This is a genomic window from Desulfosporosinus burensis (genome assembly GCF_054657535.1).
In genome coordinates this window covers 155,656-169,309 of the sequence record NZ_BAAHYN010000002.1, presented here as the reverse complement: position 1 = coordinate 169,309, position 13,654 = coordinate 155,656, and the positions used below count along the sequence as shown (strand labels likewise).

Annotated in this window: 16 protein-coding genes and 1 pseudogene; 9 read left to right on the top strand and 8 right to left on the bottom strand. The window is 40.5% G+C overall.

What is annotated here, in order from left to right:
* Positions 1-109: 109 nt before the first annotated feature.
* Positions 110-1,024, top strand: coding sequence for an HNH endonuclease signature motif containing protein (locus tag ACYQ3Q_RS03865; RefSeq protein WP_459927338.1), 915 nt, complete (start codon positions 110-112; stop codon positions 1,022-1,024).
* A gap of 717 nt (positions 1,025-1,741) precedes the next feature.
* Here the strand turns inward: ACYQ3Q_RS03865 and ACYQ3Q_RS03860 are convergent.
* Positions 1,742-3,244: a phospholipase D-like domain-containing protein gene (locus ACYQ3Q_RS03860; protein ID WP_459927337.1), complete on the bottom strand. Its 1,503-nt coding sequence runs from the start codon at positions 3,242-3,244 to the stop codon at positions 1,742-1,744.
* A 187-nt stretch (positions 3,245-3,431) separates the two neighbouring features.
* On the opposite strand from ACYQ3Q_RS03860, the gene ACYQ3Q_RS03855 reads away from it, so the two are divergent.
* A complete protein-coding gene (locus ACYQ3Q_RS03855; protein ID WP_459927336.1) occupies positions 3,432-3,602 on the top strand; it encodes a hypothetical protein in 171 nt (56 codons plus the stop codon).
* Between the two features lie 164 nt (positions 3,603-3,766).
* Here the strand turns inward: ACYQ3Q_RS03855 and ACYQ3Q_RS03850 are convergent, their stop codons facing one another.
* From ACYQ3Q_RS03850 to ACYQ3Q_RS03825, 6 genes are read right to left on the bottom strand one after another with little or no spacing between them, the layout of a single operon-like run.
* Positions 3,767-3,970 carry a DUF1657 domain-containing protein gene (locus ACYQ3Q_RS03850; protein ID WP_459927335.1) on the bottom strand — a complete coding sequence of 68 codons (204 nt, stop codon included), beginning with the start codon at positions 3,968-3,970 and terminating at the stop codon, positions 3,767-3,769.
* A gap of 31 nt (positions 3,971-4,001) precedes the next feature.
* Positions 4,002-4,355: a stage V sporulation protein AE gene (gene spoVAE / locus ACYQ3Q_RS03845; RefSeq protein ID WP_459927334.1), complete on the bottom strand. Its 354-nt coding sequence runs from the start codon at positions 4,353-4,355 to the stop codon at positions 4,002-4,004.
* A 12-nt stretch (positions 4,356-4,367) separates the two neighbouring features.
* Complete coding sequence (gene spoVAD / locus ACYQ3Q_RS03840; protein ID WP_459927333.1) at positions 4,368-5,372, bottom strand: stage V sporulation protein AD; 1,005 nt, start codon at positions 5,370-5,372, stop codon at positions 4,368-4,370.
* Entirely contained in the window at positions 5,373-5,852 is a 480-nt protein-coding gene (spoVAC, locus tag ACYQ3Q_RS03835; protein WP_459927332.1) for a stage V sporulation protein AC, read from the bottom strand.
* A gap of 18 nt (positions 5,853-5,870) precedes the next feature.
* Positions 5,871-6,728, bottom strand: coding sequence for a DUF421 domain-containing protein (locus ACYQ3Q_RS03830; protein ID WP_459927331.1), 858 nt, complete (start codon positions 6,726-6,728; stop codon positions 5,871-5,873).
* A 14-nt stretch (positions 6,729-6,742) separates the two neighbouring features.
* Positions 6,743-6,949: a DUF1657 domain-containing protein gene (locus tag ACYQ3Q_RS03825; RefSeq protein WP_459927330.1), complete on the bottom strand. Its 207-nt coding sequence runs from the start codon at positions 6,947-6,949 to the stop codon at positions 6,743-6,745.
* Positions 6,950-7,541: 592 nt separating this feature from the next.
* Between ACYQ3Q_RS03825 and ACYQ3Q_RS03820 the strand changes: the two genes are divergently transcribed.
* The 5 genes and pseudogenes from ACYQ3Q_RS03820 to galU form a co-directional block, all read left to right on the top strand.
* Complete coding sequence (locus ACYQ3Q_RS03820; protein ID WP_459927329.1) at positions 7,542-7,958, top strand: hypothetical protein; 417 nt, start codon at positions 7,542-7,544, stop codon at positions 7,956-7,958.
* Positions 7,959-8,141: 183 nt separating this feature from the next.
* Positions 8,142-8,870: a YetF domain-containing protein gene (locus ACYQ3Q_RS03815; RefSeq protein ID WP_459927328.1), complete on the top strand. Its 729-nt coding sequence runs from the start codon at positions 8,142-8,144 to the stop codon at positions 8,868-8,870.
* 12 nt (positions 8,871-8,882) lie between these two features.
* Positions 8,883-9,248, top strand: a complete 366-nt coding sequence (locus tag ACYQ3Q_RS03810; RefSeq protein ID WP_459927327.1) for a DUF4363 family protein — start codon at positions 8,883-8,885, stop codon at positions 9,246-9,248.
* Between the two features lie 85 nt (positions 9,249-9,333).
* Positions 9,334-9,618: a hypothetical protein gene (locus ACYQ3Q_RS03805; protein WP_459927326.1), complete on the top strand. Its 285-nt coding sequence runs from the start codon at positions 9,334-9,336 to the stop codon at positions 9,616-9,618.
* A gap of 234 nt (positions 9,619-9,852) precedes the next feature.
* Positions 9,853-10,666 (top strand): annotated as a pseudogene (gene galU, locus ACYQ3Q_RS03800) (UTP--glucose-1-phosphate uridylyltransferase GalU); the annotation flags it as partial.
* Positions 10,667-10,697: 31 nt separating this feature from the next.
* On the opposite strand, the gene ACYQ3Q_RS03795 reads toward galU, so the two are convergent.
* On the bottom strand, positions 10,698-11,768 hold the full coding sequence (locus ACYQ3Q_RS03795; RefSeq protein WP_459927325.1) for a DUF3231 family protein: 1,071 nt from the start codon (positions 11,766-11,768) through the stop codon (positions 10,698-10,700).
* Positions 11,769-12,439: 671 nt separating this feature from the next.
* Here ACYQ3Q_RS03795 and ACYQ3Q_RS03790 point away from each other — a divergent pair.
* Positions 12,440-12,829 (top strand): helix-turn-helix domain-containing protein, encoded by a 390-nt coding sequence (locus ACYQ3Q_RS03790; protein ID WP_459927324.1) that lies wholly within the window; start codon positions 12,440-12,442, stop codon positions 12,827-12,829.
* A gap of 4 nt (positions 12,830-12,833) precedes the next feature.
* On the top strand, positions 12,834-13,646 hold the full coding sequence (locus ACYQ3Q_RS03785; protein WP_459927323.1) for an ImmA/IrrE family metallo-endopeptidase: 813 nt from the start codon (positions 12,834-12,836) through the stop codon (positions 13,644-13,646).
* Positions 13,647-13,654 lie beyond the last annotated feature (8 nt).

Genomic DNA, 13,654 nt, shown 5'->3' with positions numbered 1-13,654 from the left:
CAACTTTTGTTGGCAGTATGATCTTCGCCAATGAGTTTATCACCTCAAAATTTTTTGCCGCAAAAGAAGTGATGCTGTAAAGCTGTTTAAAGCGACGAAAAAATGGTTAATGGATCGATTGGGATTAGAGATAAGTCCAGAAAAATCCAAAATCGTAAACCTCAAACGCCACTATTCTGACTTTTTAGGCTTCAGACTTAAACTTCACAGGAAAGGTAAAAAGAAAAACGGAGAACCCAGATATACCGTAAAATCTCACATTTCCAAGAAGGCTGAAAAGAAAATCAAGGATAAAACACATGAATTAGTAAAAGAAATCCAGAGACCGCAAAGAGCACAGACTGGTTACGGGGCAGTTAATAAATATAATGCTTACGTAATTGGGGTACACAACTATTATGCTATAGCGACTCTTGTGAGTAAGGATTTCAACCAAATTGCCTTTGGAGTTAAAAAGAGTCTTAAAGCAAGGTTAAAAGATGGAATAAAGCGGGCAGGAAAAGCCCCGCCGAACTATGTTAAAGAACGGTACGGAAGCAGCAAGGAACTGCGATATATCTATGGCACAGCAATAGTTCCCCTGGCCTATGTACGGCATAGAGTAGCGCTGTATAAAAAGAAAAGTATCAATAAATATACTGAAATAGGTAGAGGAGAAATTCACAAACGACTGGAATATGTAGACATAGATATGCTCATGTATTTAATGCGAAATCCTAAAGAGGGGCAAAGCATTGAATATAATGACAACAGGTTATCGCTGTATGCGGCCCAAAAGGGTAGATGTGCTGTCACTGGGGTAATTCTTGAAATTGAGACTATGTATTGCCATCACAAAAAACTAATATTAATGGGTGGTGAGGATAAATATAAAAACCTCATACTTGTCACTAAGGCGATACATGAACTTATACATGACCCAGACAAAAGCAACCTTAAACTTGCTGCTTCTGCTTTATTACTTAATAAAAAACAAGCTGAGAAATTGATACATTTGAATAACCTTGCTGTAAAAGTCTCTTAAGCAAAATCTTTCGAGTTGCAAACTATGCAAATTAGGATAACTACTAATTGTGATTGAACGCCGTGTGAGGGAAAACCTTCATGCACGGTGTGAGACGGGGGAAAAGGCAGCGATAATATCAAAGCCTTACCTATCGTTATTATTGATTTGTGTTGCCAGATGTTGACGGTCTGGCTTTTTTGTTTTTCTTGGAGTATTTTGCTATCGTGGGAGGAGCAGATTCCTTTTTAATAGAGGCATTAATTAGTTAGATTACCTATACCCGCTTTACCCTCTACTACGTAAAAATCGGATCCACAAATTTTTTCCGAGTAAATAGATTCGGAACCGAATTCCTGTACCTGTCAAATTGATGTAAAGTAACGCCCCACTCAAGGCTAACCTCATGCTTCTCGTTTTTGGAAGTTCGAGAATCATAGTATCAGTTCCTTTAGTTTCCCTATGGTTATCACATAGGGAAACTAAAGGAATTTGGTTACATTTGGTTACCACACTGAACCTCTCATTCCAAAAATCAAAAACAGTCCTTTCAGACTGTCATAATCACCTATGTATGGTGGAGGCGAACTTACACTACTGGAAACCCTAACAGTGAAGCTGTGATAATAAACAAACTTCACCTATAGTTCATAGTACCCGTCGCTGGGGTTCGCTCCTACCTATCTCGACCAACCCGACAGGGTAAAGCTGAAGGTTGGGAAACGTTAATATGTCAGACTATAAAAACGGGGAAAGCAAGCGGGCTCCTTGTTCAAGAACACGCTGTGCAGGGGAACGCTGAGACAAATTTTCAACGCGTAACGCTATAGAATGAGTGAGATCGTATTCAAATTGCTCGGTGAGTTCCTTTGCTACATCGACACTGTAGATCATTTCGCACACTTCATAATCCAAGCGAAAACTTCTTATATCATAGTTCGCTGCTCCTACTGCGGCGATCTCCCCGTCGATTATCATTACCTTCGCATGCAACATACCATTATTGTACAGATAAATACTAACTCCTGCTTCCAATAGTTCTCCGTAGTAGGTACGACTTGCTTGACCAACGATCAGGGTTGAGAGATCTTTTTGGTTCGAAGCAAGCAATCTAACTCGAACACCGCGTGCGATAGCTGTCTTCATCGCCATGATAATATCCTCATCGGGAACAAAGTAGGGTGTGGTAATATCGATCGTCTGAGTCGCTTGTGTCAGACCAATAAAGTAGGTCTCTCGGATCACTTCTGTAGGTATTTCCGGGTTACCTTCCAATGTTTGTACATATGCACTATTCAACGCATCAGTGTTCGTAATGGTTACCAAATCGATGCCATCCATTGTGCCAACCTCATAGTTCCATTCTGTAGACATTCCAGAAAGAGCTGTCCTACTAGATGAAGAAATATTTCGGGATAGTTTATCCGAAGCCTTTCTCTTCGGCTGGATCTTAACCCGTTCCGGTGAAGCGATGTTCCAGTGACCATCAAAAATTGCCTGCAGATCGACTGCAACTTCACCGATCAGTCGCACATGAGTATCACGCCAGAACCCTACATCTGGCTTTAATCCGGTATACTCATACCCAATATTGATACCGCCGGTAAAAGCTTCCTTCCCATCGATCACCGCATTTTTACAATGATCACGGTAACTTATATTCGATAATATCCACGGAAAGCGCAATGGAAATATCGTCCGGCATTCAATCCCAGCCTCTAGCATCCGAGTGATTTGATGTTTCGAAAATTGTCGACTTCCCCAACCATCTCTCATAAAGCGGACCCTGACACCGGCAGCGGCCCGTTCGATCAACAAGTCCGTAATCTGTCTGCCAATTTGGTCATCCCGATAGATGTAATATTCCAGGTCAATTGTACTTTGAGCGTACTTTATCGATTCGTTGAGTCTCTCGTAGGTTTTAATACCGTTCGCAAGCACCTGAACTCGACCGGACCGAAGACCATGCACTGTCAAATGACGTAAAGCATAAGCGATGATTGAAGCCGAATGGCTGAATGAATCAGGCAACATGTCCGACTTATTCTGTGGAGACGTCAGTCTTTCTCGACGAATGCTCACGGGATTCGATGTGATGAGATAGACGACAAAACCTATGACCGGTAAAATGAGGCTGATAGTTAACCAGAATAAGGCCTTGGCCGGTTTACGCACCTCGCTAATTGCAACAAATAACATAAAGACCGTATTTAACAAGTATAGCCCAAGAATCCAATTCAATAAAATCAGCCTCCATTTCAATCGGAAATATAAAACTGTTATATGCAGTTTATTTTCTCCAGCCAAGGATTTTCTATCCTGTGAAAAAGGGATCTTCCTTTTCCAGTAAATACCCCCTTTTCTGTTGCACAATAATTTACAAATGAATACTATGAATACTATGAAGGGCTCTAGGAGGGATAGCCTTGTGGAATCGGATGAGAAGAAAAAATATTGGCGTGAACTTACTGTTTTTTCGCTTTTATTACTATTGGCTTTCATATTGAGCCTGCTGCAAACTATGGGTGTCAAGATACCCAGCCCGATGAAAGGCATACAATATCTGATCAAGGATATATTGGGTTTAAGTTATGAATAAAGATCAATACTTTCTTACATACAAGTGGGCTGTTGCCAGGCTTGTACGCGCCAGGGTTTGGATCTACCCTCCTTGTATAAATCATGATGTCCTTGGGGAACACATAAAATAGAAATAAAGCAGGAAATTCCTGCTTTATTTCTATTTTTAACTTTCATAACTGCTTATTGCTTATACTGGGGTTCCTGTTGTCCGATATATTGCTCTCTTCCGTTTAACTCGTTTAGAGCAGAATCAAATGTTTGAGCAAGCTTTTCAAAGCTCTTTTTAGCCTTCTGATCCTGAGTTTCTAGAGCAAACGTCTTCATGGTTGCCGCTGCGCTTTGAACTGTTGCTATCGCTTGTTGCATCTGGGTTCCAACTGTCATCTTTTAATCACCTCCTTATTAGAGTATCACTTTAACCCTTAGGTCTGAAAATGAGTGCCCCCATGAAGGCGAAAATAATTGCCGCTGATATGCCTGCACTGGTAATCTGAAAAATACCAGTAAGGACTCCGATAGGACCGGTAGAATCAAATTCCTTGAGAGCACCCTTGACCAACGAATTCCCGAAACTGCTAATCGGTACGGTCGCTCCTGCACCGGCAAATTTAATCAGTGGATCATAAAGACCTAATCCTCCCAAAATTGCTCCTGTAATGACTAAAGTAACTGTTGTGTGAGCAGGAGTTAATTTAAGCCCATCCAATAATAATTGTCCAATGACACAAATAGTTCCACCAATCAAAAATACCCATAGAAATTTTTCCATTGTGATCGCTCCTTATAGTTCGATACTTACCGCATGAGCAACTGATGGAATACTTTCTTTCTGCTGGTAAGACATAGGTGATAATAGGGCACCTGTTGCGATGACTAATATTTTTTTCAGTTCCCCTTTACGCATCTGATTCAAAAAATGCCCAAACGTTGTCGTCGCAGCACAGCCACACCCACTTCCTCCTGCTAATACCCCAGGTTGATCCTCCCTATAAATTAAAATCCCACAGTCTGTAAAAATCTCTTCGGGGATGTCCAAACCATGTTTCTTCAATAAGTCACCAGCGATTCTATGGCCTACTCTTCCTAAGTCACCGGTTGCAATAACGTCATAATAGGAAGGGTCTCTCTTTAAGTCCCTAAAATGAGCCTCAATAGTATCAACTGCCGCTGGAGCCATTGCTGCACCCATATTAAAAGGGTCGGTAAGGCCCATATCAATGACTCGACCGATAGTAGCTGTTGTTACTTCCGGACCCTCTCCGTGATCCGTTACCAAGGCGGCACCTGACCCCGTAACAGTCCATTGGGCAGTAGGCGGCTTTTGGGCACAGTATTCCGTCGGGTACCTGTATTGTTTTTCTGAAGCAGCATTATGACTCGATGTACAAACGAGAACGTTTTTTGCGAATTTGCTATCGACAAGAAGGGAAGCCAAAGCCAAACCTTCCATTGAAGTAGAACATGCACCGTAAATACCAAGGAATGGAACACCCAGTGTACGAGCAGCAAAACTACTGGGAACAGTTTGGTTCATTAGATCCCCAGCCATCAGGAACTGAACATCCTCTTTTTTCATATTCGCCTTTTTAATCGCTGTCTCACAGGCTTGTTCCTGTAGTTTCTTTTCCGCTTTTTCAAAGCTGTCTTGCCCCAACCAGAAATCTTCATGGAGGAGATCAAAATCACCAGCCAAAGGACCCTGTGCTTCGTGGGGGCCTCCCACGGCCGCGGAGGAAATAATTGTAGGCCTTGACTTAAAAACCCAAGTTTGATGACCTTGTAGCATTTACATCACACCCAATGCTCTAAAAATTATGACAACGATTGAGACAACAAAAGCAGAGAATACACCATAAACGATCACGGGACCTGCTAGTTTAAACATATTGCCACCTACACCAAGAACAAAACCTTCACTTCGGTGGTCGATAGCAGCGGATGCCATTGTATTAGCAAAACCAGTCACTGGAATGATAGTACCAGCTCCGGCCCATTGGGCAATATGGTCAAAAACACCGAAACCAGTGAGTAAAACCGTCAGTATTATTAAAACTGCTACAGTAGGGTTTCCTGCACTTTCTTGGGAAAAATGAAAGTAGATAACAAAGAACATCTGTATACCCTGACCGATTACGCAAATGAGACCTCCTACAAAAAAAGCCTTAAGACAATTTAAGACAATCGGTCTTTTTGGTTCCCTTGCCTGGGCAAATGCCTGGTATTCCAGCTGAGTAGGAGTAAGATTTTTTTTCTTTTTCTCGGACATGTAACACCTCTTAATTTCCTAATTTAACAAGTAAGGGCGTAATTTATCGAGAAGATTCTGGAGCTTTTGAGAGTTTCTCAGGTACATGCCCTTGGCAGTTTTATTGTCAGTTTGTAAAGAAAACGTTGAAAGGTCTGCTTGAACCTTTTGAAGGTTAGCATATAGTAACTCTTTAACCTTTGGTTGGGGAAGTTCCACGGCATCATCAAAAAGGTCCAGGAATAAGTCTCCAGACGAGTCGACCTGCGCGAGAAACACATTTTCGAGGGCAACTCCCATTTTCTCAAGTTCGACTTTAAGCCATTCCTGGTTAAGACCTAACGAGAAAAGAGGCTCATTGAGGATGTTTCCATCCATGATTACGGTTTGTGGTTCAGCCTGAGGGGTTACCTTTTGACTTAAATCGTGTGCAGTTACTGGTTTTTTATCAGATTTAAGATAAGTATTAAGCTCACCGTTTGTTTCCATGACTGCAAATTCTACGTCGGTAAGATTAAAGATGTTCTTTGATCTTAGTTCTGCTAGAAGGTCTTCTCCGGTCATTCTGAGTTGGATAAGGTTTTCTTCCATGATCTTGCCATGCTTAATCAAGACGGTTTCTTTTCCATTGATCAATTGATGGATCACTTCACTCTTGATCGATAAATAATCAAGGGCTATAGGAAGGACAAGCCAGGTTAGCAAAACTATAAACCCGGAAATGATATTTACTAGGTTTAAGGACATTAGAGTAGCCACGATGGCTAAAACTATATAGCTCATAAAGTTAAACGGTTTTACTCTGCTTATATTTCTTTTTCCTATAAGTCTTATTGATAACCCTACTAAAACAAATAGAGAAAGTGATCTAATAATGACCGCCAGCGGTTCCTGCATAGTTTCACACCCTTTTAATTACCTTTATACTGTGGTTCTTCAAATTCAAGAGTTTTTAGTTGATCTTCCAAATCACTGATAATGTTATCGGTCATTTCTAGAGAATTAGTGTAAACTGATTGGGTTTCGTCATCCCTTGTTTGGGCTGTATACATACCTAACGTTGCACGAACTCCTTTTAAAGTGGCTAGAGTTTGTTTTACCTGCGAAGCAACCGTCATATTATCAACCTCCAATTAGCTAACCTTAGTATTACAATTACTTCCTTTTTAATTCTTATTTTGAGTTGGTAAACTAAGGTAGGTTGTGAATCAACAGAAACAACAAGATATGGTATGGAACTATATTACCCTATTCGGGATATAAAAAAGGCCCCCACCGTAAAACGACAAGAGCAAAGTAAGACAAACGATTTAGTTATAAATATCATGCCCGGGATTTGGTCTATTATGCGGAGGTGAATAGACAAAACCTACCAGCTTACCGAACTCACTACTTGGATATAATTGAATTTAGAATCCACGAGGAAACACTCCTAAACTAGGAATAATAACACCAAAATCAAAAGTAATAGCGGAAAAGACGGATATTCCAACTAATGAAAATGCAGATCCTAGTCATGATTGATTATTCACCATCTCATATGGCTTGGGCTGTCCTGTTTTTTGACTACTTACATGAATCCCAGTTCATCATTCTGGGGCCTACAGAATTAGTGACAACGAAAAAAGTAGACTTGAAGCCATTTTGATGCGAATTAGGGAGCAGTTCTGAACTATTTTTATAGTATAAACTGTAAAGGAAGTGATGATGTTGACTATAAATAATACAACCAATGTACAACTAGATATTAGTTTGGTATACGAAGAAAGAATGGGTGATATTATTTTTCTTATTGGTACAATATTGGCAATAGTTTCTACCTATCAAGCTGAGCAATCTATAATTGATAAACTATTTATGATTAAATCCTCGGAAAAATCAGCATATACAATTGCAACTGCAAGCTGGCTTTTTTTTATTGCGAGTCTAATCTTTGTTCATGTGGCAATCGTTGGGACTGCAGAATTTAAAAATAACATTAACACTGGCACCTCATATTCAACAATAAGGGCTAGCCAAATTATTATGAATGCAGATATTATAAAGAGTATTGGGTTCGGATTAGCATCGATTGGGAGTCAATTAAGGGTTAGAAGTTTAAGTCGTACAACTGCAATATCTCAGTAACAAACTAAATGTAAGGGAATGTGCCCTGACCTGTTTTCAGATAAGCTATTCTCCCATAACCGTGGTTCCATATTACTCCACTTTAAATAGGGAGTGCATTAATATTTGAGCGTAATGGTTGTAGTATAAAGATTTATTTATGTCAGATAATACCCTTATACTATGCGAATTATGGAGGTTAATATGGATGAGGGTTTAGTGGTAATTGTTAGAGCTTTTATAGGTTTTTTCTCTCTTCTGATCTTTGCAAGAATTATTGGCAAAGAACAGATAAGTCAGCTTAACTTTTTCGATTATGTACTCGGGATTACAATTGGTTCCATTGCCGCTACCTTAACAACCGATTTATCCAGTCGGGCGTGGCCACATTTTGTAGGCCTTTTAACTTGGTGTGTCTTAGGATACTTGATGGAAACCATATCCTCAAAATGGCGCTATGCTGCTAAATTTTTAGAGGGTGAACCGACGATCGTCATCATGAACGGCAAAATTATGGAGAATGTGTTAAAGAAAATGAAATATAGGATATCAGAGATTTTAGAACTGCTCAGGAACAAAGGTGTATTTGATGTAACCCAAGTCGACTTTGCAATTATAGAGCCCAACGGGCAGATTTCTGTTTTATTAAAACCGGAACACCTGCCTTTAACTCCCAAGGACATGAACATTGCAGTTTCCCCCTCAGGAATAAGTTCCGAATTAATTTACGATGGTCTTCTTGTAGAAGAGAACTTAAAACAGCTTAAGAAAGACAAAAATTGGCTCCTTAAGGAGCTCAAAAAGCAGGGAATAAGTGACATATCAGACGTTTTCTTGGCAACCATAAATCCATCAGGGAGTTTGTATGTGGACAAGTACGAGGATCATCTTAAGAATATGACAGATATTGGTGATTATAAGGGGCCCTACTAAGGAGATGATTTTATGAGACGGTTTTTGGTGATATCTATTCCAATAGTCACACTCGTTTTCTTTGTCATGGTCATGTTAAGTGGTGATTTATTAAAACAACCCCTAGGGGGAGAAGACAATATCCCCCAATCCATTGAAACGCTTGTACAGGATATCAATCACGAAAATTGGGAAGCGGCTAAGCTAGATACTGATAATTTAAATAGAGTATGGAACAAGGTCGTTAACAGAGTACAATTTAGTTCAGAACGTGATGAAATTAATGCCTTCTCAAGCAATATTGCTAGGCTTAGGGGTGCTATACAAGCGAAAGATAAATCCATTGGTCTAACGGAATTAAGTGATGCCTATGAACATTGGAAAGGACTCGGTAAATAAGAGTACGCGATGCCTTATAGGGTCCTGTTACACAATGAGTTATCGCTGAATAATATGAATTAATATGGGTTGGAGGGATAGCCTCGTGGAAGCAGATGAACAGAACCTACTCGTATTAATAGAAGTGCGGAAAATGAACCGCTTGCAGAGAGAAAATAAGCAATCAATTGACAAGATGAGGGACCAAATTACCTATTATCAGGATCTTTTTGATACTGTCATCGCCAATAACAGGAATACCAATCAAAGTACTGTAAGAGAGATACGATCGAATCTTCTCCGATTAACGATACTGGCCAATCCAAATATGGCGGCAATGTATCGAAGTAGCAAAAAGAACCATTATAAAATCAAAAAAGGACCCGCATGATGTAATAAGAAAGATTCGAAGGACGTGTTAATTAAGAGTTAGGCCACCTGTTTGAATCAGGTGGCCTTGTGATTCTGTCGCTTTGTCCGATCGTTTCTGACGCTACCAATAAAGCAGTCCAGCCAACCCGGCGGCTTGAATTGATGTTGCTGGATTCGGTGACCACCTGGATTCGCTCAACCCACCGACTCCTGAAATAGTACCCACTGCTTTGGTTAAGTTGGAAAAAAATAAAAGGCCCAACCGAAAGAAATGCTGCCCATCGTGGATAAGCCAACCATTCAATATATTGTGGAAGAGGCTATTCAATCCGGAATCGAAGACATTGTTATTGTTACCGGGCGGAATAAGCGAGCCATCGAAGACCACTTTGACCGCTCGATGGAACTAGAGGTGTTTTTAGAAAAGAACGCGAAAGAGGAACTTCTGGATTTAGTTAAGGATGTCGCCCGGATGGCGGATATTTATTATGTGCGGCAAAAAGAAGCATTAGGCTTGGGACATGCGATCTATAGCGCCCGCAAATTTATTGGAAATGAACCGTTTGCGGTCCTTTTGGGAGATGATGTCATTTACTCCGAAGTGCCTGCTCTGCGCCAAATGATGAATCATTACGAGCGCTATGGCGCCAGTATCGTAGGGGTACAGGAAGTTCCGATCGAGGATACGTCCAAATACGGGATCGTAGATGGCGAAAAGTTTGCCGATCGGCTTTATCGAGCTAAGAATATGGTGGAGAAACCTCTATCAGAGGATGCCCCAGAAACTCGCTTAGCCATTTTGGGAAGGTATATCTTAAATCCAGAGATCTTTGATATTTTGAGTGCCCTTCCACCAGGGAGGGGCGGGGAGATTCAACTCACGGATGGAATTAAGGAACTGGGTCGATATCAAGAAATCCTCGCATATGAGTTCGAAGGCCTAAGATATGACGTAGGAGACAAGCTAATGCTTTGTGGAAGCGACCATCGAATATGCTTTGCGTAGGGGGGATCTTTCGGAAGATCTCATGAATTATTTGCGTGATCTGGTTCGGAAAGCTGACTAAGGCCTCTCGGAGTTTCAGTGATTGTACTCACTCAGTTCATTAATTCTTTACGATTAGCTGTTTGGGGAACTTTCTCTAGCCACCCGCTTTCAATCATTAATTCTGCTCCGTCCTTTGCTAAAGCAAGAGCCTCAATTAATAAATTAGCGAAGGTAGCGGCCAAATCTTTCCTGGCAGTATTGGACGCCGAAAGCCCGAATTCAGCAATAATAGTCCCTATTACAACGGTGACGTGACACAGGATTAATTTATCACTATAGGGTGATTCAGTAGAGTCGGTCACTAAATTGGAGGTTATTATTGGTTCAGGTAAATCTTCATCTTCTAAATAAGAACTAAGTTTCTTTAGTTGCTTATCAGCGGTTTGTTTTGCTTGGGATATAAAACGCTTAACCTTCTCTGACTTAACCACTTGAGCATAACCTAAATTCAGGGTTTTCAATAACTGCTTTGTCTCTATCAAGGTGACGAGGTGACTGATTTCCAGGGCATTAAGCGGTCGATGCTTTCCAATACCCAAAATAGAACCAAGATAATCCTGGTTGTGCACAAAGTCTACCCTGTCAGGAATCACAATGCTAGGAGATTTCTCCAATAAACCTTTTGCTAATAATACCTCCGTTGCTTTTTGATGGACCTCCTGAGCAGTATTTAGGCATTCAGAAAAATAACTACGAACGTCAGAACGAGACGATGCACTTAATGATTTGCTATAATTTATTAAGATAAACTTGTGCATCAGTCTAGTATATTGAAGTGTAAAAGACTCGGAAAACAACTGTTTAGCATTGACGTCAACGTCCTTTTCACCGTAGGCTTCGGGAATAGGATGATGAATCGAATTAAAGATGTTCTCCATAGTGTTTATCCGTTGGCTTGAGACATCAAGTGCGCGTTGCAAAACAGCGTGAATATCGGGGTCTTTAGATTTAGCTACATAATATTTGAGAAAACACGCAGCCATAGATTCCGCTAAGTAACTAGTCCAAAGGTGACCAATTTCGGAAGCGGAAGGCAAAATATCGGACAAGTTGTGTTGGACGGCTCCAAAAGGAACTTGCTCTGTATTGCCTGGATTATATTGTTGTTGTAAGTCGCTCATAATCAAACCTCCATTATTATATTCCACCTTCTCTAGTATTTACTCTTTTGTTTTCTGATATTCTGCATGTTTTTCTGTTCAACGACTACAACCTGTTAAAGGAGATGACTGCGAATATTGAAATGATTATAAGTTAAGACCGCCTGTAGTCAGGCGGTCTTGTTAATTTGTTCGTTTATCCAGCACTAGCAACCCTAACAATAAAGCCATAGGGGCACACTCGGCAGCTATGAAGTGATGTTGCGGGATTGGGTGTCCACTAGAATTTCCCCCATCCCACTGTTCTCAATCGGTAGATTTGCCCCACACGTCCTGACGTATCAAATAAATCTGGTTCCGGACACACCCGGCGGCTTTATGAAGGAGTGTTGGGGAGATAGAGTGTATGTCTAGGTTTCCTCCATCCCAAGGAGGGAAGTTGAGAATACGTAAACTAGAGAGATGGCTCGGCAGAAAAAAATTTGCTGAGCATATCTTTTCCATTTTGGTACTTGTAGTTGCTTATTGGTAAACTTGGCTGTTGTTCGCCAATATAAATGGATAGTGGTCATGACCTGGTAGAGTTGGTAAAATTTACGCATGTACAAGAAAACAGGGATATGTTATATTAAGCTTGTTAGCAAAGAAGCGAAATAGCAAATTAGTAAATAACCTTTTTGGGGGTGAAAGATATGGATCAAAAGGATGTCAGATTCGGTGATTTCATTAAATCAAAACGATTGGTATTAGAAATTACTCTTAGAGATATGTGTGACAGGATTGGATTTTCTCCTGCTTATCTAAGTGACATCGAAAACAATCGGCGTTACCCGATGGATAATGACAAAATGGAATTGCTGATTAAGGAATTAAAACTATCGGCTGAGGATCAGGAAACATTGTATGATTTAGCGGGCAAAGAACGTAAAGGAGGTGTATCTCCTGATTTGCCAGAGTATATCATGGACTCTGAGGTCGCTCCCTATGTAAGGATGGCACTTCGTAAAGCTAAACAAAACGATGTAACGGTGGATGATTGGAAACGCATTATTGAAGAGATTAGCAAAAAGGATAAGGAGTAATTTTATGCTAGAATTTTCATGGAGAAAAAAAGATAAAAATAATGTTCCAGTCATGAGCGCCAAGGAAATGGACGAGCTTGCTGAATTGCTAATTATGGATTATAAGCCCACTCTTATCAAAGAACCACAGCCTATTAACTATGAGCATTTTTTGGAATTGTATCTTGGAGTGAATTTACGGTATACCGACATAACTGCCAATGCAACAATTCTTGGAATGATTGCCTTTGATGATGGGAGAGTACAGGTATACGATAACGAACTAGGGTGTGAGACAAGTATCGAAATCACCGAAGGGACCGTCATGATCGATAATCATCTTTTAGCATCCGACAAAATCGGTCGATTACGATTTACCGCTTTGCATGAAGGCGGAGGGCATTGGTGGTGTCATCGGGGAGTCTACGCTCGAAACAAAGGTCAGCTTAGTCTTGATTTTATAGATAATCAACATCAACATAGTGTTATTAAATGCAGAGTCAATTCGGTAGAAAACTTTGCCTATCGAAGGCATACAACCTCCGAAGATTGGATGGAATACCAAGCAGACTACATGGCTTCAGCGATTGCTATGCCGAAAACACCGTTCAAAGTTATGGCAGAACAACTATTAAACCAAGCGGGTATAAGAAACAAACGAATCGTGGTTGGGGAAGACGCTGAGACCGACTTGTTCGCCAGGAGAGATTTCCCTTTGTTAGTTGCCAATGTTTTTGAAGTATCCCGTCAAGCAGCAGAGATAAAGTTAAAAAACTTTGGCTATATCAAAGATATGAAGACTATAAAACAAGAGGTAGATCAGTGTATATTCTTCTAAACATATAT

Bases quoted from the DNA above. Each gene is read 5' to 3' on its own strand.
- ACYQ3Q_RS03785 (WP_459927323.1), top strand. From the start codon at position 12,834: ATGCTAGAATTTTCATGGAGAAAAAAAGATAAAAATAATGTTCCAGTC.
- spoVAE (WP_459927334.1), bottom strand. From the start codon at position 4,355: ATGGAAAAATTTCTATGGGTATTTTTGATTGGTGGAACTATTTGTGTC.
- spoVAC (WP_459927332.1), bottom strand. From the start codon at position 5,852: ATGTCCGAGAAAAAGAAAAAAAATCTTACTCCTACTCAGCTGGAATAC.
- spoVAD (WP_459927333.1), bottom strand. From the start codon at position 5,372: ATGCTACAAGGTCATCAAACTTGGGTTTTTAAGTCAAGGCCTACAATT.
- ACYQ3Q_RS03795 (WP_459927325.1), bottom strand. From the start codon at position 11,768: ATGAGCGACTTACAACAACAATATAATCCAGGCAATACAGAGCAAGTT.
- ACYQ3Q_RS03825 (WP_459927330.1), bottom strand. From the start codon at position 6,949: ATGACGGTTGCTTCGCAGGTAAAACAAACTCTAGCCACTTTAAAAGGA.
- ACYQ3Q_RS03815 (WP_459927328.1), top strand. From the start codon at position 8,142: ATGGATGAGGGTTTAGTGGTAATTGTTAGAGCTTTTATAGGTTTTTTC.
- ACYQ3Q_RS03790 (WP_459927324.1), top strand. From the start codon at position 12,440: ATGGATCAAAAGGATGTCAGATTCGGTGATTTCATTAAATCAAAACGA.
- ACYQ3Q_RS03830 (WP_459927331.1), bottom strand. From the start codon at position 6,728: ATGCAGGAACCGCTGGCGGTCATTATTAGATCACTTTCTCTATTTGTT.
- ACYQ3Q_RS03850 (WP_459927335.1), bottom strand. From the start codon at position 3,970: ATGACAGTTGGAACCCAGATGCAACAAGCGATAGCAACAGTTCAAAGC.
- ACYQ3Q_RS03810 (WP_459927327.1), top strand. From the start codon at position 8,883: ATGAGACGGTTTTTGGTGATATCTATTCCAATAGTCACACTCGTTTTC.
- ACYQ3Q_RS03865 (WP_459927338.1), top strand. From the start codon at position 110: ATGGATCGATTGGGATTAGAGATAAGTCCAGAAAAATCCAAAATCGTA.